At 67.9% G+C, this 25,223-nt stretch carries 23 protein-coding genes and 1 tRNA gene; 11 read left to right on the top strand and 13 right to left on the bottom strand.

All coding sequences use genetic code 11. From position 1 onward, the window contains the following. Window positions 1–23: 23 nt before the first annotated feature. The 4 genes from AC2YHT_RS07960 to AC2YHT_RS07945 all read left to right on the top strand — a co-directional run bounded on the left by AC2YHT_RS07960 (window position 24) and on the right by AC2YHT_RS07945 (window position 4,100). A complete protein-coding gene (locus AC2YHT_RS07960) occupies window positions 24–1,022 on the top strand; it encodes an alpha/beta hydrolase family protein (RefSeq protein ID WP_487289048.1) in 999 nt (332 codons plus the stop codon). Between the two features lie 59 nt (window positions 1,023–1,081). Next, window positions 1,082–2,416: a flagellar protein export ATPase FliI gene (gene fliI / locus AC2YHT_RS07955; protein WP_487289047.1), complete on the top strand. Its 1,335-nt coding sequence runs from the start codon at window positions 1,082–1,084 to the stop codon at window positions 2,414–2,416. Between the two features lie 24 nt (window positions 2,417–2,440). Continuing rightward, window positions 2,441–2,860: a flagellar export protein FliJ gene (locus tag AC2YHT_RS07950; protein WP_487289046.1), complete on the top strand. Its 420-nt coding sequence runs from the start codon at window positions 2,441–2,443 to the stop codon at window positions 2,858–2,860. Between the two features lie 181 nt (window positions 2,861–3,041). Then, window positions 3,042–4,100, top strand: a complete 1,059-nt coding sequence (locus tag AC2YHT_RS07945; RefSeq protein WP_487289045.1) for an endo-1,4-beta-xylanase — start codon at window positions 3,042–3,044, stop codon at window positions 4,098–4,100. Between the two features lie 187 nt (window positions 4,101–4,287). Here AC2YHT_RS07945 and AC2YHT_RS07940 read toward each other — a convergent pair whose 3' ends face one another. The 3 genes from AC2YHT_RS07940 to AC2YHT_RS07930 form a co-directional block, all read right to left on the bottom strand. Further along, window positions 4,288–4,668 (bottom strand): DUF4282 domain-containing protein, encoded by a 381-nt coding sequence (locus AC2YHT_RS07940; protein WP_110118484.1) that lies wholly within the window; start codon window positions 4,666–4,668, stop codon window positions 4,288–4,290. A 137-nt stretch (window positions 4,669–4,805) separates the two neighbouring features. Then, the gene (locus tag AC2YHT_RS07935) at window positions 4,806–5,282 is read right to left on the bottom strand and encodes a hypothetical protein (protein WP_487289044.1); all 477 of its coding nucleotides are present in this window, start codon (window positions 5,280–5,282) and stop codon (window positions 4,806–4,808) included. A 176-nt stretch (window positions 5,283–5,458) separates the two neighbouring features. Beyond that, the gene (locus AC2YHT_RS07930; RefSeq protein WP_487289042.1) at window positions 5,459–6,037 is read right to left on the bottom strand and encodes a hypothetical protein; all 579 of its coding nucleotides are present in this window, start codon (window positions 6,035–6,037) and stop codon (window positions 5,459–5,461) included. A 163-nt stretch (window positions 6,038–6,200) separates the two neighbouring features. Here AC2YHT_RS07930 and AC2YHT_RS07925 point away from each other — a divergent pair, with 163 nt between their 5' ends. From AC2YHT_RS07925 to AC2YHT_RS07900, 6 genes are all read left to right on the top strand, one after another. Continuing rightward, window positions 6,201–6,929, top strand: a complete 729-nt coding sequence (locus AC2YHT_RS07925) for a beta/gamma crystallin-related protein (protein ID WP_487289041.1) — start codon at window positions 6,201–6,203, stop codon at window positions 6,927–6,929. An 81-nt stretch (window positions 6,930–7,010) separates the two neighbouring features. After that, window positions 7,011–7,148 carry an entericidin A/B family lipoprotein gene (locus AC2YHT_RS07920; RefSeq protein ID WP_487289039.1) on the top strand — a complete coding sequence of 46 codons (138 nt, stop codon included), beginning with the start codon at window positions 7,011–7,013 and terminating at the stop codon, window positions 7,146–7,148. Window positions 7,149–7,446: 298 nt separating this feature from the next. Continuing rightward, entirely contained in the window at window positions 7,447–7,839 is a 393-nt protein-coding gene (locus AC2YHT_RS07915; RefSeq protein WP_110118488.1) for a DUF983 domain-containing protein, read from the top strand. A gap of 99 nt (window positions 7,840–7,938) precedes the next feature. Beyond that, window positions 7,939–8,094: a DUF3309 family protein gene (locus AC2YHT_RS07910; protein ID WP_487289037.1), complete on the top strand. Its 156-nt coding sequence runs from the start codon at window positions 7,939–7,941 to the stop codon at window positions 8,092–8,094. 114 nt (window positions 8,095–8,208) lie between these two features. After that, a complete protein-coding gene (locus AC2YHT_RS07905; RefSeq protein WP_487289035.1) occupies window positions 8,209–9,666 on the top strand; it encodes an MFS transporter in 1,458 nt (485 codons plus the stop codon). Window positions 9,667–9,726: 60 nt separating this feature from the next. Beyond that, window positions 9,727–10,476, top strand: a complete 750-nt coding sequence (locus AC2YHT_RS07900) for a DUF599 domain-containing protein (RefSeq protein ID WP_487289034.1) — start codon at window positions 9,727–9,729, stop codon at window positions 10,474–10,476. 121 nt (window positions 10,477–10,597) lie between these two features. Here the strand turns inward: AC2YHT_RS07900 and AC2YHT_RS07895 are convergent, their stop codons facing one another. Both AC2YHT_RS07895 and msrA read right to left on the bottom strand, forming a co-directional pair. After that, window positions 10,598–10,948 (bottom strand): MmcQ/YjbR family DNA-binding protein, encoded by a 351-nt coding sequence (locus AC2YHT_RS07895; RefSeq protein ID WP_487289033.1) that lies wholly within the window; start codon window positions 10,946–10,948, stop codon window positions 10,598–10,600. After that, complete coding sequence (gene msrA / locus AC2YHT_RS07890) at window positions 10,948–11,598, bottom strand: peptide-methionine (S)-S-oxide reductase MsrA (RefSeq protein ID WP_110118494.1); 651 nt, start codon at window positions 11,596–11,598, stop codon at window positions 10,948–10,950. Before msrA ends, AC2YHT_RS07895 begins: the two co-directional genes overlap by 1 nt. A gap of 160 nt (window positions 11,599–11,758) precedes the next feature. Between msrA and AC2YHT_RS07885 the strand changes: the two genes are divergently transcribed. Then, window positions 11,759–11,848 (top strand) — tRNA-Ser (locus AC2YHT_RS07885). Between the two features lie 963 nt (window positions 11,849–12,811). Here the strand turns inward: AC2YHT_RS07885 and AC2YHT_RS07880 are convergent. The 8 genes from AC2YHT_RS07880 to AC2YHT_RS07845 form a co-directional block, all read right to left on the bottom strand. Next, on the bottom strand, window positions 12,812–15,448 hold the full coding sequence (locus tag AC2YHT_RS07880; protein WP_487289032.1) for an RHS repeat-associated core domain-containing protein: 2,637 nt from the start codon (window positions 15,446–15,448) through the stop codon (window positions 12,812–12,814). A gap of 23 nt (window positions 15,449–15,471) precedes the next feature. After that, entirely contained in the window at window positions 15,472–19,422 is a 3,951-nt protein-coding gene (locus AC2YHT_RS07875; RefSeq protein ID WP_487289031.1) for a transglutaminase domain-containing protein, read from the bottom strand. Between the two features lie 79 nt (window positions 19,423–19,501). Further along, window positions 19,502–20,809, bottom strand: a complete 1,308-nt coding sequence (locus AC2YHT_RS07870; RefSeq protein WP_487289030.1) for an Ig-like domain-containing protein — start codon at window positions 20,807–20,809, stop codon at window positions 19,502–19,504. Between the two features lie 116 nt (window positions 20,810–20,925). Then, on the bottom strand, window positions 20,926–22,149 hold the full coding sequence (locus tag AC2YHT_RS07865; protein ID WP_487289029.1) for a type II secretion system F family protein: 1,224 nt from the start codon (window positions 22,147–22,149) through the stop codon (window positions 20,926–20,928). Continuing rightward, on the bottom strand, window positions 22,142–23,842 hold the full coding sequence (locus AC2YHT_RS07860) for a GspE/PulE family protein (protein ID WP_487289028.1): 1,701 nt from the start codon (window positions 23,840–23,842) through the stop codon (window positions 22,142–22,144). The genes AC2YHT_RS07865 and AC2YHT_RS07860 overlap by 8 nt, the downstream gene beginning before the upstream one ends. Continuing rightward, window positions 23,830–24,567: a prepilin peptidase gene (locus tag AC2YHT_RS07855; RefSeq protein WP_487289027.1), complete on the bottom strand. Its 738-nt coding sequence runs from the start codon at window positions 24,565–24,567 to the stop codon at window positions 23,830–23,832. The genes AC2YHT_RS07860 and AC2YHT_RS07855 overlap by 13 nt, the downstream gene beginning before the upstream one ends. Beyond that, window positions 24,564–25,007, bottom strand: a complete 444-nt coding sequence (gene gspG / locus AC2YHT_RS07850; protein ID WP_487289025.1) for a type II secretion system major pseudopilin GspG — start codon at window positions 25,005–25,007, stop codon at window positions 24,564–24,566. The genes AC2YHT_RS07855 and gspG overlap by 4 nt, the downstream gene beginning before the upstream one ends. Window positions 25,008–25,018: 11 nt before the next feature. Further along, window positions 25,019–25,223, bottom strand: a 205-nt coding sequence (locus AC2YHT_RS07845; RefSeq protein WP_487289024.1) for a hypothetical protein, incomplete at its 5' end; no start/stop codon positions are given.

The raw sequence follows: 25,223 nt of genomic DNA, 5'->3' as shown, positions 1-25,223 counted from the left end.
GTCATCGCCAACCGGAGCCTTCCATGTCGCCTCTTCGCCTTCTCCCTTTGCTCGCCGCCCTGGCCGTCGCCGGCGCGGCCCACGCCGCCGAGCCTCATGTCGGCTTCATGCGCGTCGAGGCGCCCGATCCGCAGGGCGCGCTAATCGAGGTCGGCATCTGGTACCCGACCGACGCCCCCGAGACCGGCCCGATCGGCGGCATGGAGAGCCTGTCCGTCGCCAAGGGCGCGCCGGCAGCCGGCGAGCGCCTGCCGCTGGTCGTCATGTCGCACGGCAATGGCGGCTGGTTCGGCGGCCACTACGACACCGCCGCCGCCCTGGTGAAGAAGGGCTTCGTGGTCGCCGCCCTGACCCACACCGGCGACAACTACCGCGACCAGAGCCGCGCCCTGGAAATGACCGAGCGCCCGCGCCAGCTGTCCGTCCTCATCGGCTACATGCTGGACGCCTCGCCGATGCACGCCCAGATCGACGCCGCGAAGGTCGGGGCCTTCGGCTTCTCGTCGGGCGGGTTCACGGTGCTGGCGGCGGCCGGCGGCGAGCCGCGCCTGGCGGCGACCTTCCCCGGACACTGCCTCAAGCATCCCACCAACTACGACTGCCGCCTGAGCGCCGGAAAGCCGCTGCCGGCCAGCACCCTGTCGCCGACCTGGACCCACGACGCGCGGATCAGGGCCGTGGTCTCGGCCGCCCCAGCGCTGGGCTTCACCTTCGGCCGCCAGGGCCTGAAGGGCGTGACCCAGCCGGTTCAGCTGTGGAAGGCCGGCGACGACGAGATCCTGCCCGATCCGGACTACGCCGAGGCCGTGCACCGCGCCCTGCCCCGCGCCCACGATTACCGCGTCGTCGCAGGGGCGCGACATTTCGACTTTCTGGTCCCCTGCGGTCCGCAGGCGGCCCAACGCCTGCCCAGCCCCTTGTGCGCAAGCGCTCCGAGCTTCGATCGGGCCGCTTTCCACGCCGATTTCAACGCCCGGGTTGCGACATTCTTCGCCACCCAACTGGGCGTCGGAGAACGCTGAATTTCATGTGCGATTAACCATGATGGCCGAGTCTGCGCGGGTCGCTTCCAGGAGCCGTCTTGCGCAGTCTCATCGCCGCCGTCGAACGTCTTGATCCCCTGACCATCTTCGGGCGCGTCGCGGCCGTGAACGGTCTGCTGATCGAGGCCCGGGGCGGGCTGACCCGTCTGGCCGTCGGCGCGCGCGTCGAGATCGAGCGCCTGAACCTGCCGACCCTGCCGGCCGAGGTCGTCGGCTTCCGCGAAACCCGCGCCCTGCTGATGCCCTTCGGCCCCGTAGAGGGCGTGGCCCCCGGCGCCGAGATCAAGATCATGCCGGAAGGCGCCGTGGTGCGCCCGACCAAGGCGTGGCTCGGCCGCATCATCAACGCCTTCGGCGAGCCGATCGACGGGCTCGGCCCCCTCCCGCAAGGCGAAGTGCCCTATCCCCTGAAGACCCCACCGCCGCCGGCCCACGCCCGCGGCCGGGTGGGCGAGCGCCTGGACCTGGGCGTGCGCTCGATGAACGTCTTCACCACCACCTGCCGCGGCCAGCGCCTGGGTATCTTCGCCGGTTCGGGCGTCGGCAAGTCGGTGCTGCTGTCGATGCTGGCGAAAGAGGCCACCTGCGACGCCGTCGTCGTCGGCCTGATCGGCGAACGGGGCCGCGAGGTGCGCGAGTTCATCGAGGAGACCCTCGGCGAGGAAGGCCTGCGCCGCGCCATCGTCGTGGTCGCCACCTCGGACGAGCCGGCCCTGACCCGCCGTCAGGCCGCCTACATGACCCTGGCCGTCGCCGAATTCCTGCGCGACCAGGACCAAGAGGTCCTCTGCCTGATGGACTCGGTGACCCGCTTCGCCATGGCCCAGCGCGAGATCGGCCTGGCCGCTGGCGAACCGCCGACCACCAAGGGCTATACGCCCACCGTCTTCACCGAACTGCCCAAGCTGCTCGAGCGCGCCGGCCCCGGCCCGATCCGCGCCGACGGCACCACCGCCGCCCCGATCACCGCCCTGTTCACAGTGCTGGTGGACGGCGACGACCACAACGAGCCGATCGCCGACGCCGCCCGAGGCATTCTCGACGGCCACATCGTCATGGAGCGCTCGATCGCCGAGCGCGGCCGCTTCCCGGCCATCAACGTGCTGAAGTCGATCAGCCGGACCATGCCGGGCTGCCAGCTGCCGCACGAGCGTGACATCGTCAAATCCGCCCGCCAGGTGCTGTCGGCCTATTCCAACATGGAAGAGCTGATCAAGATCGGGGCCTACCGCGCCGGCGCCGACCCGACGGTCGACCGCGCCATCCAGCTCAATCCCGCAGTCGAGGCTTTTCTCAGCCAGAACCCCGACGAAGCCACGAGTCTTGACGATTCGTTCAACTTCCTCGGCCAGATTCTCCAAAGCGCCGCTTAGACGCTTCGTACCGAGTAACCCGACATGACCAAGTGGGCCGCCTCCCTGATCCGCATCTCGAACCACGAGGTCGAGACGCTGCAGAAGCGCCTCTCCGAGGTGGTCGACCGTCGCGAAGCCGCCGAGATGCGGGTGGTGATGATGGACGCCGAGGCCGAGGCCGAGATCAAGCGCGCCGAGGGCGATGCGTCGGCCGGCTGGTACATGATCGGCTATCGCAAGGGCGTGCAGGTGCGCCGCGCCGAGGCGATGCTGGAAATCGACCAGATCAAGATCGAGGAAACCGGCGCCCGAGACGCGCTGTCGGTGGCCTTCGAGAACCTCAAGAAATACGAGCACGTCGCCGACGCCGCCAAGGCCGCCCTGGCCAAGAAGGTCGGCAAGATGGAAATGGCCGCGCTGGACGAGCTGGGCCTGCGCCGCGCGGCGATGGGCGGGCGCTGACCCCCTCCGGCCCTCTGGGCCACCTCCCCCAGAGGGGGAGGATCTAAAGGCGCCGCGCCACAAGATGCTCCCCCTCTGGGGGAGCTGTCGGCGAAGCCGACTGAGGGGGCCGCCGCAGGCGGCCTTCACCCTTCCGCAAACTCCCCGTGCTTCTCTCGCGACAGATCGCCGCGAGGGTTCCATGTCCGACGTCTCACGCCGCGCCGTGCTCGGCTCCAGCCTGGCGCTGGCCGCCTGCGGGCAGACGGCGCAGGGCCAGCCGGTTCCGGCCAACCTGCCGCAGCTGAAGAGCGTCGCCCCGTTCCGGATCGGCTCGTCGGTGCAGGCCCTGCACCTCGATGACCCGGCGCTCGCAGACCTGCTGCGCCGCCAGGTCAGCCAGCTGACGCCCGAGTGGCAGATGAAGATGGAATACATCGTCCAGCCGGACGGCTCGTTCCGCTTCGACGCCCCCGACAAAATCGCCGCCTTCGCCGCCGAGAGCGGCATGGCGCTGCTGGGTCACACCCTGGTCTGGTACGCCCAGGCGCCGGAGGCCTTCGAGCGGCTGGACGAGAACCGGGTCAGCTTCGAGCAGGCCTATCGCAACTACATCCTGGCCGTGGCCGGGCGCTATCGCGGCAAGGTGGTGGGCTGGGACGTGGTCAACGAGGCCGTCGCGGAGGATGGCGACGGCTGGCGCACGAGCCTGTGGTCCAAGCGCCTGGGCGACTTCGAGCATATCGCCCTGGCCTATCGCACCGCCCGCGAGGCCGATCCCGGCGCTGTCCTGCTGCTCAACGACTACAATCTCGAATACATGCCGAGGAAGCGGGCGACGTTCCTGAAGCTGGCCGAGCGCCTGCTGGCCTCCGGCGCGCCGCTGACCGGCATCGGGACCCAGATGCACGTCGCCGCCGACATCCGGCCCGGCGAGATCACCACCATGATGAAGGACCTGGCGAGTCTCGGCCTGCCGATCCACCTTTCGGAATTGGACGTCTCGCTGGTCCGCGCCCAGAACAAGTTCCTGTCGCGCGCCGACCTGGAACATCGCCAGGCCCGCACCTACGGCGAGGCCGCCGAGGCCTTCATGGCCCTGCCCGCCCGCCAGCGCTTCGCCTTCACCTTGTGGGGCCTGCGCGACGGCGATTCCTGGCTGAAAAAGGAAAACGCCTCCGACGCCCCCGCGCCGTTCGACGACGCGGGGCGGGCGAAGGCCGGCGCGGCGGCGCTGGTGGAGGCGTTCAGAAGGGCTTAGGCGTCCGCAGGCCGATACACAGGCCTATTTTCTCCGAGCATCCCCGCGCAGGCGGGGATCCACGCGGCGTCGGAGAAGGCCCCTTAGACCGCGCCAGATTCTGGAAATCAGCTTGGGTCCCCGCCTTCGCGGGGATCTTACGGTTGGAAATGGCCTCGCGACTTCACGCGAGGCGCGGTCCCAGACCTCAGGCGCCCGGACCACGCACGCTGGTGGCCACGGCGTGGTCGGCGTCGTTGGCCTGGCGCAGGGCGCGCAGGTCTTCGCTGATGCGGAAGACGGCGACGTAGAACTCGCAGAAGGCGCGCCACAGCAGCACCATGCCGGCGGCGACCAGCAGGCCGGCGATCAGCACCGGGAAGGCCAGCAGCAGCGAGGCGACGCCGCGTTCCTTCAGCGCCAGGCCCACGGCCGCGCCGACGACGGAAAAGGCGAACAGGGCCACGACGCCCAGGCCAGCCCAGTAGATCAGGTGGATGACCGGCCCCGTCACCAGTCGGTCGAAGGTCAACAGATCCCAGAACAGCGCGCTCGAACCGCGCCCCTTGGATTTCCTGGCCGGAGCCATCCGACGCACCTCATATCAGCGGACTGGCGGAGACCGCCTAAGTTTACGCTGCATCGCTAGCAGCGTGAGGCCCGCTCGGCAATGCCGGGCGGGCCTCGTGCGTGTTCGGAAGAAGGGACGCTGTTACTTCGGCCCCGTTACTTGGGCGCGGCCGCGCCGGCCAGGGCCGCATCGATCTGGGCCTTGGTGGCCGTGGTGCTGATGCTGCCGTCGGCGCCGGCGCTCAGGCTGGCCTTGGGCAGGGCGAACTTCTTCTCGCCGCTGCTGACCACGACATTGGCCGAACCGTCGGCGCCGGTCGCGGTGTCGCTGATCGTGCCGACCACGGCGCCGGACGGATCCTTGATCTCGGAGCCGACCTTGAAGTCGCCCGAGACGGTGGCCGAGGACGGGGTGCCGGCCGCGTCGGCGCCGGCGGCGGCCGAGGTGTCAGCCGGAGGCGTGGTCGTGGTGGTGGTCGAGGTGGTGCTGGTCGTCGAGGACGGCGGCTGCGCGGCGGCGGCCGGATCGGCCGGAGCCGTGGTGTTGGTGTCCTGCGCGGTGCTCTGCGCATAAGCGGCGCCGGCCATCGAAAGGGTCGCGGCGGCGGCGAGATAGGCGAACTTGGTCTTCATATTTACGCTCCGTCGGAGGGCCCCTGCCCGATCAACCAACGCAAGCTCGTTTGTAACGGTTCCGAAACAGCGCGTGATCAGCTCCTAGGAAAAACCCTAGCTTCGACCTACGGCGCGCCTCATGAGGAACCTTAGCCGCGCCTCAGGGCGCGCCTCATGGAAACCTTAGCCGCGCCTCAAGGCGCGGCGGGCGTGACCGGCGGCGCTTCCTGGATCGGGGCCTCGTCGTCCTTCAGCCCGGCCGCCTTCATCGCCGTCTTCAGGGTGTAGACCGAGGTGGCGGTATTGGTGGTGAAGGCCAGTTGGGCGGTCAGGGCCGGGTTCTCGGCCTCGTTGGCGAAACCGCCCTCGCGCACGGCGTTGAAGCTGATCGCATAGCTCTTGCCGGGCTTGGTGCGGCACAGCAGCACGAAGGTCTTGCCGTCGTTGAGCAGGCGCGGGGCGCGCACGCATTCGGGCCGCTCACCGCCCGCCGCATCGGCGTAGTTCCAGGCCAGCGGCGTCATCTTCTGGTCGAAGGCGACCTTCAGCACCAGGACGCCCGGGGCCACGGCCTCGCCGGCCGCCGGCCAGGTGGCGGTCACCTTCGGCGGCAGGGTCGGCGGCATCACCGTCACCGGCGAGACCGGCGTCGGCTCGGGCCGCTGGGCCGACTGGGCGAGAGCGGTCCCCGAGAAGGCGACGACGGCCAGGAGCGGGGCCAGGATCGGAAGGGCGGGAAGGAGCGCGCGCATGACCTCGACAATGGCGATCAAGCGCGACCTTCTCAAGGCGCCGCGCACGGGCGCGGTTACGTGAATTTTCGGACATGAAACCCCAGGATGGGCGCCATTCAGGTGGCGTTCACGGCGGTTGCGGCTAGCTTGGCCTCAATGAACAGCGGGCGGCGAAAGGCCGCCAGAACCGGGAGACTTCGCCATGCGCGCCGCCCTCGCCCTCATCGCCGCCGCCGGCGCCCTCGCCGCCGTGGCCGCCCCGGCCGCCGCCCAGGACCGCGGCTACGGCCGCCCCGACACGCCGCGCGGCTCCTATCAGGACAGCTGCCGCGACGTGCAGCTGCGTCGCGGCGAGATCAGCGCCCAATGCCGCGACAATCGCGGCCAGTGGGTGTGGAGCACCGCCAGCGCCGACTGTCGCGGCGACATGACCAACCAGAACGGCCGCCTGACCTGCCTGTCGGGCAGCGGCCGCCCCGGAACCCTGCCGCGCGGCTCGTACCTGGAAAGCTGCCGCGACGCCTCGGTTCGCGGCCGCGAGCTCACCGCCCAGTGCCGCGACGATCGCGGCCGCTGGAACTGGACCAGCGCCAGCGCCGAATGCCGTGGCGACATGACCAACCAGAACGGCCGCCTGGTGTGCTTCGGCGGCTCCGGTGGTCCGGGCGGCCCGGGCGGCGGACGCGGCCAAGCCGTGCTGTTCGAGGACGCCGGCTATCGCGGCCGCGCCGTCAACGTCGACGGCGACATCGCCGACCTCGGCGCCTTCGGCTTCAACGACCGCGCCTCGGCCATCCGGGTCGGCCGCGGCGAATGGGAGCTGTGCGACGACATCAACTATCGCGGCCGCTGCTGGCGGATCTCGTCGGACATCAGCCTGTTCTCGGGCGAGATGAACGACCGCGTCAGCTCGATCCGCCGTATCCGCTGATCCTTCCGTCGTAAACTCGACCTTGAAGCGGCGCGCGGGGCGGCTAAGCTCCGCGCGCCTTTTTCCACCATGAGATTTTCCATGCGCAAGTTCGTCGTCCTGGCCGCCGCCGCGGCCGCCCTGCTGGTCTCGGCCTGCAACACCGTCGAAGGCGTCGGCCGCGACGTCTCGGCCGCCGGCCGCGCCGTCACCGGCGCCGCCAGCGACGCCAAGCACTAGGCTCCGCTCACAGCAGCAGATCCGGCGCGCGTCGCCTCGAGCGACGCGCGCCACATACTGGCCGCAATGACGCGCCAGTTTTGCCATTGTCACGGCAAGTAAACTCCGGCGACCTCGTTCGTCATATCAAGCTTAACCGGAAGCGGCGTTTCATTAACCCTGCCGAACAGTTCATTCGCGCGCGATGAACGCGGAGGATGAATTCTTTCGGTAGTCGCCCATTCAGGGGCGCAATATCTGCTTCCAAAGCGCACATGCGACCGAAAGTGCTATTTGCACAAAGCGGCGCCGGAGCCATATGGACGCCATGACCGACCGACCCGTCCCCAGCGTCCTGACCGGAATGAAGCGAGGCGTCCGCCACCGTTGCCCCAACTGCGGCGAGGGGCGGCTCTATTCGCGCTATCTGAAGGTCGAGTTCGACTGCGAGGTCTGCGGCCATCACCTGGCCGCCTATCCGGCCGACGACGGCCCGGCCTATTTCACGATCCTGATCATCGGCCACCTGTTCGTAGCCCCGCTGCTGCTGTTTCCGTTCATCTGGCAGGCCTCGCCGTGGCTGGTCGCGCCGCTGACCATCCTGCCGCTGGCCGGCCTGACCCTGCTGCTTTTGCCGCGCGTCAAGGGCGCGGTGATCGGGGCCCTGTGGGCCAACGGCCTGCGCAAGCCCGAGGACGCCGCCGGCGGCTGACCGTCCAAGCCGGCGCGGAACCGTCGCCGCACGGACGGCATTCCCTCCCCCTAAGCCAGGGCGCCGAACGCGGCTGGCCCGGCCATCTGGGAGACGCGAATGCTCGGCACGATCCTCATCATCATCCTGATCCTGGCGCTGGTCGGCGCCCTGCCCACCTGGGGCCACAGCCGTTCGTGGGGCTACTTCCCCAGCGGCGGCCTCGGCCTCGCCCTGGTGATCATCATCATCCTGGTGCTCATCGGCAGGATCTGACGACTCCCGCTGAAAGCCCGCCCCAAAGGGGACTTTGAGCGCGACGACGTCTTGACCTAAGGTCCTCCTAACGGCTGCCCGACCCAGGAAGGGGGCCGACAGGGGGAACCAGGGATGACCGACGCCGTCGCGCCGCAGGACCAGCCTGCGCCCCCCTCGGCCCCATCGCTTTCGGCAGGCGCCCGCGCGCGGGCCATTCTGGGCGGCTCGGCCGGCAATCTGGTCGAATGGTACGACTGGTTCGCCTACGCCGCCTTCACCCTCTATTTCGCGCCGCACTTCTTCCCCAAGGGCGACCAGACCGTTCAGCTGCTGCAGGCGGCGGCGGTGTTCTTCCTGGGGTTCGTGGCGCGCCCCGTCGGCGCCTGGCTGATGGGTCACTACGCCGACCGGGCCGGACGCCGCGCGGCGCTGTCGGTCTCGGTGTCGCTGATGTGCGCCGGCGCGCTGATCATCGCCCTGACGCCGGACTTCAAGACCATCGGCCTGTTCGCGCCCGCCGTGCTGCTGGTCGCCCGCGTGCTGCAGGGCCTGTCGGTCGGCGGCGAGTACGGGGCCAGCGCCACCTATATGAGCGAGATGGCCGGCAAGCGGCATCGCGGCTTCTGGTCCAGCTTCCACTACGTGACCCTGATCGCCGGCCAGCTGATCGCCCTGGCCGTGCTGATCGTGCTGCAACGGACCCTGGCCAAGGAGGACCTGGCCGCCTGGGGCTGGCGCATTCCGTTCGTGATCGGCGCGGGCCTGGCCGTCGTCGTGTTCTGGATCCGGCGGGGCCTGGACGAGAGCGTCTCGTTCAAGACCGCCGACAAGCCGGCCGAGCGCATCGGCGCGGCCCAGCGCAATCTCGCCCTGCTGTTCTTCGGCCTTACCCTGGCGGCCGGCGGCTGGATCCTGGCCAGGCCCGGCCTCGTGCCGCAGGTGCTGGCGGGCGTGTTCCTAGTCGGCTTCTTCGCCACCCTGATCGCGCCGCTGATGCGCCGACACCCGCGCGAGACCCTGATGATCATGGGTTTGACCGCCGGCGGCTCGCTGACCTTCTACGTCTACACCACCTACATGCAGAAGTTCCTGGTCAACACCGCCGGGTTCGACAAGGCGCAGGCCTCGGAGATCAGCGCCATCAGCATGATCGTCTTCATGCTGTTACAGCCGCTGGCCGGCTGGCTGTCGGACCGGCTGGGCCGCAAGCCGATGCTGATCGCCGCCTTCGCCGGCGGAGCCCTGACCATCTGGCCGATCATGAGCGGCATCGCCGCCACAGACTCCGTGCCGGTGGCCCTCAGCCTGATCGTCGCCGGCATGACCTTCCAGTCGGCCTACACCGCCATCAGCGCCGTGGTGAAGGCCGAGCTGTTCCCCGCCCACGTGCGCGCGCTTGGCGTGGCTTTGCCCTACGCCGTGGCCAACGTGCTGTTCGGCGGCACGGCGGAGATGGTCGCCCTGGCCTTCAAGCACGCCCGCATCGAGAGCGGCTTCTACCTCTATGTCGCCGCGATCATGACTGTGGGCCTGGTGGTCTCGATCCTGCTGCGTGACACCGCAAGACATAGTCTCATCGCCGAGGATTGACCCCGGCGCTCGCCCCGATATCCCCTGTCGTAGACTCCCGTTTCCCCAACAGCGTTGCCCATGCCGATTCTCGACATCCTGGCCCTCAGCCTCTTCGTCTTCGCCTGGCTGTTCTACGAGCCGCTGCTGCGGCGACTGGGACAGGGCAAGAACCTGATCAACACCGACATGACGGTGATCCGCCGCCGGTGGATGTCCGAGATGGCGGTGCGCGAGGTCGCCCTGCTGGACGGCCAGCTTCTGGGCCACGCCATCAACTCGGCCAGCTTCTTCGCCTCGTCGAACCTGATCCTGATCGCGGCGGCGGCCGGCGTGCTGTTCGGCGGCGACGCGGCGCTCAAGAGCGTCGAGGGCCTGCAGGTGCTGGAAAAGACCGCGCCCTGGATGTTCCAGGTCAAGCTGGGCTTGGTGCTGTTCACCCTGGCCCGGGGCCTGCTCGACTTCATCTGGGCGCTGCGCCAGATGAACTACTGCCTGGCCGCGATCGGGGCGACGCCGATGTGGGCGCCGCCCAGCGTGCTGGCCGAATACGCCGAGGCCGCCGGCGGCATCCTCAACCCGGCCCTGTCGGCCTTCAACGCCGGGGTGCGCGGCTACTACTTCGCCCTGGCGGCGGCGGCCTGGCTGCTGGGCCCTTACGCCTTCCTGGCCGCCAGCCTCGGGGCCCTGGTGCTGCTGGTCTGGCGCCAGCGCCGCAGCCGCGCCTCGGTGGCGGTGCGCAAGGTGCGCCAGATCCTCGAGCGCCAGCCGGTGGTGCATGGCCCGCACATGCGCGGCCTGGCGGGCGATCCGCCGGAGGACCGGATTTAGTCCGGGGAGGACCCCCTCCGGCCCTTCGGGCCACCTCCCCCAGAGGGGGAGGATCTACGCCGCGAAATGCTCCCCCTCTGGGGGAGCTGTCGCGGAGCGACTGAGGGGGGCCGCGAAGCGGCTAAAGCCCCAGCTCCGCCCGGACCTTCTTCGTCAGCTTGGCCGCGATCAGCGCGTGGGCCGTCTGCAGCCAGTCGGCGACCTCGGCGTCGTCGAACGACGCCAAATCCTCCAGCTTCACCCACTTGGCCCGGGCCAGGTACGGCGCGGCGATCGCCCGCCCCGTCTCGGTCAGCACCTCGTAGGCGACGTCCGAGACCTTGAACGACGCGCCGCCGCCGTGGGTGACGCCGGTCCCGATGACGGCGAACATCTTGCCGCCGACCTTGTAGACTTGGTCGTCGCCCCACTGGACGGTCATGGTCGCCGCGGGCAGCGCCATGGCCGCCGCATGGAAGGCCTCCGGGCTCATCAGGCCTCGACGCCCACGCCGATCGGGCAGGTCACGCCGGTGCCGCCGATGCCGCAATAGCCGCCCGGGTTCTTGGCCAGGTACTGCTGGTGATAGTCCTCGGCGAAGTAGAACGGACCGGCGGCGGCGATCTCGGTGGTGATCGCGCCCAGGCCCTTGGCCGACAGGGCTTGCTGGTAGGCTTCCTTCGACGCCACGGCCGCGGCGGCCTGGGCGTCGTTGGTCGGATAGATCCCCGAGCGGTACTGGGTGCCGATGTCGCCGCCCTGGCGCATGCCCTGGGTGGGGTCGTGGTTTTCCCAGAAAGTCTTCAGCAGGGTCTCGTAGGTGACGGCCTTGGGGTCGAACACCACCAGCACCACCTCGGTGTGCCCGGTGCGGCCCGAGCAGACCTCTTCGTAGGTCGGGTTGGGCGTGATGCCCGCGGCGTAGCCGGCGGCGGTGACGTAGACGCCCGGGACCTGCCAGAACACCCGCTCGACGCCCCAGAAGCAGCCCATGGCGAACACCGCCGTCTCCAGACCGTCCGGATAGGGACCCTTCAGCGGGTGGCCGTTGATGAAATGGACGTCGGCGGTCGGGATGGCGGCCTCGCGACCCGGCAGGGCGGTGTCGACGGTCGGCATCTCGAGGAGCTTCTTGAACAGCATGGGACGGGGCCTTTCGGAGGCGGGAGTTTCTTAAGGCCCGATATAAGTCGTCGCAGACCCGTTTTCACCCCGTAACGGCGCTTGCTACGAGTCGCTGCCTGAGTATATTGCGCCCCTTCCCGCGCCGGGGGTCTCAACCACCCCCGACTCGAAGTGCGCTGGTGAGGTGGCCGAGTGGTTGAAGGCGCACGCCTGGAACGCGTGTATAGGGGAAACTCTATCGAGGGTTCGAATCCCTCTCTCACCGCCACTACCCTTTAGAACCCTTTGTATTTTCTCGAAAATCTAGAGCACCTTTCGCTCGGCTCCGTTTGCGGCCCCACTTTGGTGGGGCGTTTGGCGCACGTCGCCCAGTGAAGAATTTTTCTGGCGAGGGGTTCGGCCTGGCTCTACCCGCCATGCGGCGCACCTAGAGGTACGCTGCGCCTCAGCCCACCAAGAATCCCAATTAAGTGATTGCTTTTCCTCAGAAATACCGAGGACGGCAGGAGGCCTGCCCCACATTTTTCCCCACGGTTTTTCCAGGCTGCATTGGCTCCGATCGGAATCGCGTGGACCTCGCTGGGATAGTCCTGCGTAAAGCAGCTTGGGCTGGCTTTCTCAGAAAGCTCAACCGGTCGGCCACTCTGCGGCGCTAGCGACTTAGGCTCGCTCTAGGTTACCGCCCTCGCCCATACCTGGATTAAGACACTAGCTGCCGGATCACGTACGCGAAAATCAGGACAAAAATTCCAACAATTCCAGGAATCCACGACCCACCCCGCTGGCATCGACCGAGCCCTTGCCCCTGCAGCCCTCGCCGTCGATCGCCAGATAGTCGAACCGCCGCAACGCATTATCTTTGAAAGTAAAACAGAGACACTGAAAACAAAACAAGAGTTACAATGAATACACCGACCACCATCACATCCAATATTTTATTTCTATGCGTAGTTTTGTGAATTTTAAAAAAATATATAGTGTTCAATAAAAATAGCAGCATGCCGATAGGCAGGTATACCGTCGCATCAATTTCACTATTTGAAGGATAAAATCGTTTATACAAATTGATAATAAAGTTTATGAATAGCATTTGATGTAAAATAATTACGTAATTTGCAGCACCCTTACTAGCGGCAACATTTTCACCCTCAAATATTGGCGATATATTCATTCTAGATATTATATCAAAAATTCTTCCATATATGGGATAAGAAAAAGTCATCATAAAATCCTAATGGGAATTAGCTATTACGCTGCCGACAATATCACAACCGCAGCGATCTCCAGCCTCTCCGTTTGCCCGACTTACATCCCCACCAAACTTATTGGCCCCTCCTGGATAGAACGTCTCCAGAAGATAATATCCGCCAGCCACAACTGCGCCACCACCTCCTCCAAAGACACCCATTGCATCGAAGGAACGGTTCTCCATAAATTTACCCGCACTCAGATTCCCTTCAGCCAACTGGGTACTATCGATGACTACCCCAACTCCAAGCGTTGCATGAGCAGCAAGCTGACCCAATTTTGTTAGTTTTATTGCTTTCACGTATTGATTTCCACGGAACCCCTTCGTGGACCACTTGAAATCGCTTCTAATAGTGGTCTTACCTCCGAGATTTTCCGGTATAGATGCGGCCACATTCAACCCACCTGCGGTTACCGAAGCCCCCGCTGCAATTGCAGCTGAATTTTCTTTCTTTCCAGCTAGGGATACACTTCCCAGCTTTCGCGATGCGGCCGGAGACAGTGACAAACCACCGACGGCAATAGATTTGCAGTTGCTCGCGCTTGCGCCGTTGATACGGGATCCACAATTACCCGTCGGATCCGTGTTATTGAGCGGATCTTCACCGACGTAGGCGTAGAGGTTGAGGTCATCCTGGTAACCGATGGGGTCGGTTTGAAGGAACCAGCCGCGGGTTGGATCGTAAACCCGGGCCTTGTAATTGTAGAGTTTTAACTCCGGAACGGCGATCTGTCCGGTGTAGCGGAAGCGGCTACCCACCCCCCAGTTGTCGCCCGGCTCGCCGTATGGGCCGTAGGTGTAGACCGCTGCGCCGGTGCCGGTTGCCGAGGCGATCACCGAGCCCTGGCGGTCAACGTGAAGGCTGCGAGGATCCGAGAAACCCGCTCCCTCCCACCACAGGATCGCCTCGTCGACGCCATAGCTGGGCACGTAGCGACGCAGGACATTGCCCGAAGCGTCGTACTCGGCCACCAGCTTGTCGCCAGCGTAGAGAAACTGGGTGACGACCCCATTGATCGTGGTCTTGGCGAGCCGCCCTAGCGGGTCGTATTCGAGATTGGCACCAGCAGGACCGCTCATCATCGTCAGCCGGTTTTCGCCGTCGTAGGCGAAAGCCCTACCTGCGCCGTCGTTGGTCAGGTTGCCGTTGCAGTCGTAGCCCTTGCCCGACGCCCCGCAGTCGCCGCCGCCGATCGCGGCTATAGCCGCATCGCGATTGAGGCCGTCTGCAGTGGCGGTCAGGCCGACATTGTTGCCGGCCCAGACAAAGGCGTTGTTGGACACCGTCTGGGCCACCATCTGGCCCGCGGCGTTATAGCCAAAGCCGAAAGCGACGTCCTGAGCCGTACCCGCCAGATCGTGCGACAGGCTCGTCAGGCGGCCGCCCGCGTCGAACCCCCAGGTCGTTGATGTGCCGTTGAAGACGTTGCTCGCCGAGGTTCGTCGTCCCAGATCGTCGAAGCCATAGGTGACGAACGGTGTATTGGTAGTGAGCGCCACAGTCTTCAGACGGCCTGCCGCATCGACGGTGTTGGCGACGTAATTGCCATCGGGCCATGTCAACCGCGTCCGATTGCTGGCCTTGTCGTAGGCATAGCTTACGGTGCGGCCGAAAGACGTCTCGCTCGCTTGGCGGCCGGCGGTGTCGTAGGCATAGGTCACGCCTTGGCCGGTGGCGTAGAAATGCGCCGAGATTGGCCTACCGACCCCATCATAGAGATAGTTTACGGTGGCGAAACCGGGCCCCTCCTTGGCAACCAACCGGTTGAAAGCGTCATAGCCGTAACCAGTGACTGTGCCGTCACGCTTGCGCCATCCCACCCGATTGCCGTTTGGGTCGTAACCGTACTGCTCGAAGTCGGTCGTGCTCGAAGTTCCCGCTCCGCGGGTCGTCGACGGGTAGTTCCGCTGCACCAGACGATCGAAGCCATCATAGACCATAGTCGTCTTGTTGCCGTTGGCGTCGACAATCGTCTGCTGCATACCATTGGAAGTATAGGTGTAGGTCGCGTAAGTCCGCTGAATGCTAGTTCCCACGGCCTCAAGCGTTTGCAAGTGCTGACCGGCGGAGTCGTAGATCGTCTTGGCCAATCGGTCAGGGCCGTCCGCGCCCTCCGTTTGGATGGCGCAGGCATCCGGACGGTCGGTGGCATTGTAGAGGCTCGAAAAGACACCGCCATTCATCCGCACCGCCGTACAGACGGAACGGTTTACCGCATCGTAGCTGGTCTGGGTCAAACTCGCAGCCGCTGTTCCAGGAAAGGCATAGACTTGGGTCTTGTTTCCGACCGCGTCGTAACGGATTAGCATCGATTGGCCGACGACGAAGTTGCTGTAGCTGACTACGCCCGAGCTGACGGAGACGGCGTCCACCGTGCCCACGTCCATTTGCACGACACGCCCCACGGCGTCGTATGTGGTCTTTTCGGCGCGGCGCTTGAGCGCGCCCGAACCGTCGGGATCCGGACCGATCTTCATCGTCGGCCGCCGGCCGGCGTCATACTGATAGTAGGTGGTGTAGTCGCTGCCCGTCTGGGCCCAGGCGCCCGTCGCGGACAGCGCCGCAGCCAGACCCAAGGCGCTGCCTGCGCCCAGCCACATGGTCCGTCGCGTCTTCACGCTCGTCATCCTCACACGCGCGCTCACGGGCACACCCCCGCTCGCGGATCGGTTTCGCTGATCACGTTGCCCTTGGCGTCGAAGCTCTTGCAGCTGGTCGCCGCCACCCCGGTGGGATCCAGGGTCGAGCTGGTCGGATTGCCCTTGGCGTCATAGGCGGTCGTCGTGACCACGCCGGTCGGATCAGTGACCTTGGTCAGAAGGCCCAGCGTTCCGTACTCGTAGCGCCAGACCGGCCGCACGCCGTTGACCGGCGGCTGGGTCACGGTCTCGATCTCGCCCGCGCCGCCGCCCGAAGCCTTGTAGCTATAGTCGGTCTGCAGGTTGTAGGCGGAGTCCGAAGGGGTGTTGTTGCGCGCGTCGCGGATCCATAGCGGCTTGTTCCAGGTCGCGTCATAGGCGGCCGTCACGACGAGATCGGCCTGATTGTTGACCGACTTGGCGACATTGCGAAGCTCGATGACGTTGTCGCGATCGTCGTACTTCAGCTCGACGCGGTTGCCCTCGGGCAGGATGCGCGACGCCACGCGTCCAAGGCTGTCGTAAGTGCTGGAGGTCGTGCGGCTGAGCTCGTCGCTCTGTCGGATGACGCGGTCTTTCTCGTCATAGGTGATGCTGACGACGCCATTAGCCGCATCGACCGATCGCCCCTGCCCCAGACCGGCCGCCTGGATCTTCGCCGACGGACGGACGCCGGTCACGCCCAGGCGATCATAGATTTCGCGTGCACGATTCAAGTGGTCGTAGACGATCTGCTGCTGAGGAACGCTGGCGTTGTCCGGCGCATAGACCTTGGAGAGATAGGGGTAGGGCGAGGGCCGGTCGCCCGTCCCGGCGCGGCGCCATTCGAACGTCCACACGCCGCCGTCGGCGGCCGTGAAGGTCGTCGGCTCCAGGCTTTCCCAATCCTGGATGTTCAGCTGGGTCAAGGGGATCGGCATCGAGGACACGCGCCCGTCCGACGCGGTCGCCGTCAGGCGGTCGATATCGAGATAGTAGCCCAGGCTGTTGCTGACGCGGGTCAGGCGGTCACGGCAGCCGGACACCCGCTGCAGATAGACCATCGGCTCGGAGTCGCAGTAGCTGAAGGTGATCGTGACGCCCTTGGGAAAGGTCCAGGTCGTGGCCGGGAAGCCGAAGGCCTTGGCCTTCGGGTAGTGCGGCGTGGTCGTGCCCATCCAGCCGGGGTTCCATTCCCGCCAGTTGAACTGCAGCACGTCGCCGTTCTTGTTGCGTCGCGCGTAGGAGACCTGGTCGTAAAGCCAGGTCAGAGACCGCGCGCCGGGTTCCAGGGTCGTGCGCCGGCTCCCCGTCTGGGTCAGGACCGCCGCCGAGCCGCGCGGCGCGGCGTAGCTGCCGTCCACCAGGCGGACATAGGTCTCGTTGGACGCGCCCTGCGTCACCGTCACGACGTTGTTGGACAACTGGCGAGACATCCACCGCATCACCGCCGCGCCGGCCAGCTGGTTGGCGGCGGCGTTCGGGTTGTCGCGATAGAGCGCGAAGGCGCCTTCGAGCGCCGTCAGGGGACCAGCCAGAGCCAGAGGCGTGGTCGAACCCATGCCTTCCAGACCGCCGCCGGACGCCGCCGCCTTGATATCGAAATTGTGCGTCCAGCCGAAGCTGCAGCCGGGGCACTTCGGTCCGCCGGCCTGGAAGGTGCGCTGGAACGCCAGGCTGTAGGGGAACTCGCCGCCGCCGATCTTCAGGTCGGCCGGCGGCGTGAAGGTGAAGGCGCCCGTGCGCAGGTCCGCGCCGTTGATCGACGACCGGTCCTTGTACTGGTCCTTCAGCAGGTCGGCCTGCTTCTCGGGCTTGAAGCCCTCCTTCTTCTCGGCGTCATCCCCGGCGCCGCCGCCCTTCAGGCCGCGATCCAGCGACGTGACCATGTGGGCGATGTGGCTGCCGTCGGCCTTGAAAGCGATCCAGGCGCAGCCACGATGCATGGTGGCGTCGGTCTGCGGAACCCACGGATTGACGTTGCTCCAGACGCTGGGCACCGGGTTGGCTTGCCCGGGCCCGATCATGCGATCATTGGCCTGCAGCACCGCGAAGCCCTGGGTCGTCAGGGCCGATCCGGCGCAGGCCAAGCCCGAAGCCGCTCCGCCGGCGTTGTAGGTCGCCACGGCCGGCGCCGAGGCGCCCGCCGGGAACAGGTGATAGCGGATCGTGCCGCCCAGGTTCTCCTGGCCCCAAGGCAAACGCTGGGCGGTCGAGGCGGTGTCGACCGCGTCGAGCTGCTGCTCCATGACGCTGCCTTCCAGCATCGCCAGGGCCGCGGCCAGGGTGTGGCGGGTGGCCAGTTCATCGGCCGCGTCGCCGGTCACCCGCGACGTGCTGTAGGCCGAATCCATGTCGAGGCGCAGGCCGCTGTCCTTGGGCGACTCGCCCAGCATTTCACCAGGGTCCGCGATCCGGTTCTTGTTGCTGTCGTAGACGAAGAAGTGGGCCTGCGAGTAGGACACGCCGACGCTGTGATGGTGCTGCAGGCCCACGCCGGAGACGGTCTGCAACAGGTCCGCCGTGCGCGCCGCCTGGGCCAGCCAGCTGGCGCCGAGCTTGGACTTCACCGACACCTGAGTGGTGCCCGCGTCCGACTGGATGAAGACCGTGCCGTCGGGAACGTTCGACTCCTCGACTGGATCGGGGATCTTCTCGTCCCGCTCCTGATTAGCCTCCCCTCCGAGCTTTCCCTGGAGTTCGGTTCCCGTGTCGCCCCAGCCATGCACGATCACCACGTCGTCGTAGCGATCGACGTACTTGGTGGCGCTGGCGTCCATGTAGGCGCCGTTGGCCGCGGCGTATGGGTGATCGACGACCAGATCGATCTGAAAGGACTGGTTTGCGACGCCGTCGCCGCAACTCGCGCCGTTGATGATCCCGTCGACATAGATACCGCCGACCGCCGTGGTCGACGTGATCTGTCTGTGCAGCGTCAGACGGCGACCGTAGATCTCGTCGACGAAGAACTTGCGGCTGCAGGATCCGGCGCCGATCGACAGGGCCGTGCGATAGCGATCGGGCATCCCGCCCGTGAAGCTTTGCCGGGCGCTGAAGGTTCCGGTCGTCGGAGCCGCCTGGGGCGCATCGGCGAAACGGATGCGCCGCTTGCCGGTCAGGTCGTCGCTGCCGCGCTCCTTGTAGGTCGTGCGCAACTGGCTCAGCAACGTTCCGGACGCGCTTGCCAAGGCCTGTTCCAGGCCGCTGACGTTGACGCCAGTGACATAGGGCGCGCCGTTCTCGCTCTGCACGCTCGCACCGCTCAACGCGGTCGACACGAAGCTCGCCCGCGACAGACCCGCGACGGTCTTGGCGTCGATCACCAGTCCCGCGTCGCTGGGCTTGTAGGAAGGATCATAGGTCTTGGTGACCCCACCGACCTCGACCTGCACCAGGACGTGACCGAGCGTGACGCTGGTGACGTCGCCGGATCCGCTGATCGTGGCGGGAATGCCGCCGTTGGCCAGCAGGGCGGTGGCGGCGCTGACGGTCTTGACGCCGAGCCACTCGTTGAGCTGCGTCCCCGTCAGGGTCAGGTCGCCCAGGACGTAGCGCGCCGAGGGATAGCCAGCGGCGCGCAGCAGCTCGACCATCAGCTGGGCCTGGTCGAAGGCCGTGCCCGACCGATCGGTCAGCGCGCCCACCGCGCCCTTCTGCATGCCGTAGATCGGCACGATGCGGATGTTGTTGCGAACCAGGGCGAAGATCCGGTCCGGATCGTTGCCCAGCGCGGCGGCCAGTTCGGTGACCTCCGGCGGCCTGCCGCTGGCCCAGGCGTAGGTGACCGTGGCCGGCTGCGTGGCATAGTAGGCCTCGGCCGCCGAAGGGCTGAGCAGCTCCCCCGTGCCGAAGCGCACCCCCGCCGGGGTTCCGGTCTGGGCCTGGGCGGCGTTAGCCGCCAATGCCATCGCGATGGCCGCGGTGCTGGCGATGGCCAGCGCTTGAAGTCGGGTGTTCGTTCGACGAGAGGTCATGGCCGGAACCGGATCTTGAGGTTTGGCGAAGCGACGGGCGCGGCGGTGTGCGGGCGGCGACTGGCCGCCGATGCGGCCGTCAGCCCGACGTCTCCCGCGTGATGGTGACGGTGACGTTCGGGGTGTAGGTCACCGCGCCGTTGGAGCCCGTCACCTTGCATCGCCAGACCGAGATGAACTGCCCGGTGGCGGTCGTGCGGGACCAGGTCACCGAATTGCTGGTGGTGGACGATACGCTCGTGCTCGTGTCGCCCGACACCCGCTCCCAGGCGTAGGTGTACGGCGACACGCCGTTGGCCGGGGTGACGACGATCGCGGGGTCGATCTCCACCGGGTTGGGAACGTACTGAGTGCGGTTCCAGTTGGTCGCGCTGGTCGTGGCGCTGAACACCGGCGCGGCGACGGTGACCGACACCGAAGCCGTCGACGTGCCTCCGAAGGCGTCGGTGATGGTGTACTGGAAGCTCGCGGCGCCCGTGAAACCGTTGGCCGGCGTGAAGGTGACCGCGCTACCGCCAGAGACGACCGCAGGCGTTCCGCCCGTGCCCGCCGCCACCGAAGTCACGGTCAGGGCATGGCCTTCGGGGTCGGTGTCATTCGCCCGGACCTCGATCCAGACCGCCGTCTGGTAGGCCGTCGAGGCGGTGTCGTTCACCGCCGTCGGCGCCCGGTTCTGGACGTTGACGCTGACCGTCCCCTGCCCGCTCGTACCGCCTGGACCGGTCGCCACATAGGTGAAGCTGTCGGCGCCGACATAGGTCCCGCTGGGCGTATAGGTGGCCGTAGTTCCGGACAGGCTGACCGAGCCATGGCCCGGATTGCCGCTGATCGCCACGCCGCTCCAGACGCCGCCCGGCGCCAGGGCGACTTGGCCGCTGCTCATCGACAGCAGCGACAGACTCGCATTGCCGGCCGTCGGCGCCGGCGGCAGGCCGACCGAAATGCTCACCGTTCCGGGCGCGCTCGTCCCGCCCAGGCCCGAGGCGGTATAGGTGAAGCTGTCAGCCCCGTAGTAGCCGTTGGCCGGCGTGTAGGTGACCGTGTTTCCCGAAAGCGACGCAGAGCCGTGCGTCGGCGTCGAGGCTAGCGCTACGCTCGAATAGACCCCGCTAGGCGCCAAGCCGATGGCGGTCGCCGTATTGTAGGCGGTTGAGGCGGACACATTCCCCGCAACCGGGGCCGGCGTCTGGGGCGAGGAGGTCTGCTGCGTTCGATTGCCCGCAGCGTCATACGCGTAGGTGACGTTGGCGCCGTTGGCGTAAATCGCCTGCACCACCCGGCCAAGAGCGTCGTACCGGTAGGTTACAGTTTGAGCGACGGCCAGCTGCGCGCCCAAACATGTGGAAAACACACTTGCCAGCGCTAGCCGGCATACGCCCCGCACCATGAATGCCCCCTGAGGTCGCACAAATCACGACGCTCGACCAAGGCTGGCAAGGTGCACAAATCAGGTCAACGCATGGCAGAGCTTACACAACCTGAAATCTGTGGATAACGCCATGCTCAACGCAATGCCGCTTCGCCAAGCTCCGTGACGCCTGAAAGCAGCCCGGCCATGAGCAGCCCGACCATCCCGCCCAGCAGGACGATCAGCACCGGCCCGGCCATACGGCCGATCGCTTCGATCCGGCGCATGGCCGCCTCCTCTTCCAGGCGCCCACCGCGCGCCAGCATCGGCCCGAGTGCGCCCGAGGCCTCACCGACGGCGGCCAGCCGGGCGACGGCAGCGGGAAAACCCGACGTACGCTCCAGGGCCGACGACAAGGCCACGCCCTGGCGCACAAGCGGCGCCACCCCGGCCAGGCGCTCCCGCGCCGCGGCCGAGCCCACGCCGCGCACCGCCAGCCGCAAAGCATCCGACATCGGCGCGCCAGCCGCCAGCATGCCGCCCAGGCCGATCGCGAAACGCCCATAGACCAGCGGACGGACCAGAACCCGGGTCGGTCCGTTCATCAGCAGGCGGTCGAAGGGTCCGGCCAGCAGGCCCGCGCGACCAAGCGCCAGCAGGACCACGGCCGCGACGCCCAGCCCGGCCGCCAGGAACGGCCCGGCCGCCTGCAACCCCGCACTGGCCTGGATCAGCGCCCCGAGCACCAGGGGCGGCGGCCCGTTGGAGGTTTCGACCAGCGGCGTCAGGGTCGGCACCACGAACAGCAGGATGACCAGCATCGCCGCCACGGTGCTGATCAGCACGAACACCGGATAGGACAGCGTGGAGATCAGCTGCTCGCGCAGCTTGTCGCGCGAGGCCATCAGGTCGCTGGCCCGCTGCAGGCCGCCCGGCAGGTCGCCGGAGGCCTCGCCGGCGGCGATGAAGGCGGCGACGAAGGCGTCGCGGGACGGCAGGTTGCGCGCGAAGGCCGCTTCCAGCGCCTCTCCCCCGCCGATCTGGGCGGCGAGTTTGCGGCATAGGTCGCGAACGGCCGCGGGCGCGCCGGGGCCGCCGAGGATGCCCAGGGCCGAGCGGATGTCGGCCCCGGCGCGCAGCAGGTCGGCCAGACTGCCCAGCAGGGCGCCCAGCCGCCGGTCGTCGACGCCGCGGCCCGGGCCGGCCTTGCCGCCGCCGCCGACAGAATTGCTCGCTGGCCTCAGGCGCAGGGGCGACAGGCCGTCGCGCCGCAGGCGCTCGAACGCCGCCCCCTCCCCGCTGGCCTCGACCGAGCCCTTGACCCGGCGCCCCTGACCGTCGATCGCCAGATAGTCGAAACGTCGCGCCGCCTCAGCCATGCACCGCCGCCGTCACTTCCTCGAAGGTGGTCAGCCCCTCGGTCGCCTTGGCGAGCCCGTCGGCCAGCATCGAGGCCAGGCCGCGCCGGCGGGCGTGCTCGGCCAGCGCCCCGACCTCGCCGCCCTCGGCCACCGTCCGCAGCATCGGCTCGTCGGCGATGAAGGCCTCGGCGATGGGCAGGCGACCGCGATAGCCGCCGCTGCAAGCGCCGCAGCCGACGGCCCGGAACATGCGCTCGGCCGGCGCCGCCCCGGCGGCCGCCAGCATCGCCCGCCCCGCCGCGTCGATCGGAACCTCCTCGCGGCAATGCGGACAGAGCCGCCGGACCAGCCGCTGCGCCGCCGCGCCGCGGAAGGCGGCGGCCAGTTGGTAGGGCTCCACCCCCATGTCGCGCAGGCGGGGCAGCACCGCCAGGGCGTCGTTGGCGTGGACCGAGGCCAGCACCAGGTGGCCGGTCATGGCCGCCTGCACCGCCACCGCCGCCGTCTCCGGATCGCGGATTTCGCCGACCAGGATGACGTCGGGATCCTGGCGCAGGAACGAGCGCAGGGCGGCGGCGAAGGTCAGGCCCAGATGGGCGGCGACCTGGGTCTGGGAAACGTGCTCGAAGTGGTATTCGACCGGATCCTCGATGCTCAGCACCTTCTTGGCCGAGCCGGCGAAGCTCTGCAGCATGGCGTAGAGGGTGGTGGTCTTGCCGCTGCCGGTCGGGCCGGTGATCAGGAACAGGCCGTGGGGCGTGCGGGCGGCCTTGCCCAGCGCCTGGGTGACCTGGCCGGTCAGGCCCAGGGCGGACAGGTCGAGCGGTATGGCCGAGCGGTCGAGGATGCGCAGTACGGCCGCCTCTCCGAACACCGTCGGCGAGGTCGCCACCCGCACGTCGACCGCCTTGCCGCCGACCACGAAGCTGGTGCGGCCGTCCTGCGGCAGGCGCCGTTCGCCCAGGTTCAGGTTGGCGATGACCTTGATCCGCGAGACGGCCGGCGCGGCGAGATCCGCCGAGACGACCCGGTGCTCGATCATCCGTCCGTCGATCCGTAGGCGGACGGAGAGGTCGTGGCGGCGCGGCTCGAAATGGATGTCCGAGGCGCCGGCGGCCAGGGCGGCCTCGAAGACGGCGGCCACCAGGCGGGCTCCGCCGCCTTCGATCGCGCCGTCGGAGACCTGGTCGATCTCGCGCTCCAGGCGCCGCTCGTCCGGCGCGTCCGACACCGCGCGGCCGGCCTGGCCGAACAGATCGTCCATCGCCCGCCGCCAGTCGGCCGGACGCGCGACGAACAGGCTGACGGCCTCGCCGGTGGCGAAGACCAGGCCCGACAGCGCCTCGTTGTCGAGCGGGTCGCAGGCGGCGCAGACCAGTCCGCCGCGCGCCTTGCGCAGGGGCAGGATCCGCGACCGGCGCAGGAATTCCTCGGACACCCCGAGCGCGGCGAGATCGACGACGGGGGCCAGGCGCTCCGGCCGCCAGATCTCGCAGCCGGACACCTGGGCGTAGGCCTGGGCCAAGTCGTCGTCGGACAGGGCGCCCAGCTGGTTGAGCACCTGCTCCACCGGCGCTCCGGTGCGTCCGGCGACCAGTTCGGCGCGGGCCACGGCCGAGGCGTCGACCAGGCCGGCCTCGAGCAGGCCCTCCAGCAGGGCGGCGCGCTGGCGCACGCTCGGGTCGCTTTCCAGACGGGTCACATCGGCCATGCGCCGGCCTCCATCAGAAGGCCGACGGTCCAGGCGCCGGCCGCCAGGCAGGGACCAAAGGCCAGGCGGCCGTCGGCCGGTTTCACGACGAGCAGGACGATCAGGCCGGCGCCGGCGGCCAGGGCCAAAGCCCAGGGCGTGGCCGCGCCCAGCCACAGGGCCAGGGCCGCCGCCAGCTTGACGTCGCCGAGGCCCAGGGCCTGTCGCCCCTTCCGGCGAGCCAGAATCCAGCGCAGGCCCAGCAGCACGCCGCCGGCCAGCGCCGCACAGACCGCCCCCTCCGCCAGCCGCTCGGCCTGCCAGGCCAGAACGGCGCCGAGGCCGGCGATCGCCACGCTCAGGGGATCAGGCAGCCGCAGCACCGCCGCGTCGATCAGGGCCGCCGCCAGCAGGGTCAGGCCCAGCAGGGCCAGCGGAACCGCCTGGGGCCAGGGGGCGACCGCCAGCGCGGAGACCACGGCCAGAGCGCCGAGGGCCTCTCCAGCCGGATGCAGGCGCGAGATCGCTCCGCCGCAGCCCCCGCAGGCGCCGCGCCGCGCGACATAGGCCGCCAGCGGCAGGGTCTCGAACAGGCTCAGCGCCCGGCTGCAATGGTCGCAGCGCGAACGGCCGCCCAGCGCCGAGCCGGCGCCGGCGCGCGCCCTTACGGCCACCGTGGCGCAGAAGCTGCCCGCCACCAGACCCAGGGCCGCACCGACGGCCAGGAGAGGCCAGTCGGCGATCATTCCGGCCGGCGCACGTCGCGCTTGACGCCGGAGCCGCCTTCCTTGCGGTCGGCGCCGTAGCTGACGATCGCGAAGGCCTGGCCCTCGTCCTCGAGCTCATAGATCAGGGCCTGGCCCCACGGGTCCTTCAGGGTCTTGGCGTTCCTGACATAGGGCCCGGTCCAGGCGTCCTCGCCCGACGGCGCGGTGACCAGCGCGTCCAGGCCCTCGGCCTGCGTCGGATAGCGGCCAAGATCGCTGTGGAAGGTCTCGACCGCGGCGGCCACGGAGTCGAGCTGCAGCTCGGCGGCCTTCACGCGCGAGCGGCCAAGTTGGCCCATCAGACTGGGGGTCAACACCGCGGCGATCAGGCCGATGATGGCGATCACCACCAGCATTTCGGTCAGGGTGTAGCCGTCCTCGCCGCTAGAGCGCTCCGCATTCACGCGCGCTTTGTTCATGCGCCCAGTCCTCATGTGCTTTGCGCCTTCTTGCCAACGCATCGACCAGCGTCGTCCGCCTGTCGCTTGAAGCTTCGCCATATCACGGCCCCCGCCTGATCGTCGGCGCCCACGAAGCGCACCAGACGCTCGTCGGTCCAGCCCGAGGCCAGCCGGGCCCGCAGGCGCCACACCTGGCCCAGGCGCGATCCCGAGCCGCGCTGGCCCAGGCCCGCC

The organism is Caulobacter sp. SRI_008, assembly GCF_057586355.1.
The sequence above is the reverse complement of the archived record's forward strand: the minus strand, read 5'-3'. Positions and strand labels throughout refer to the sequence as shown.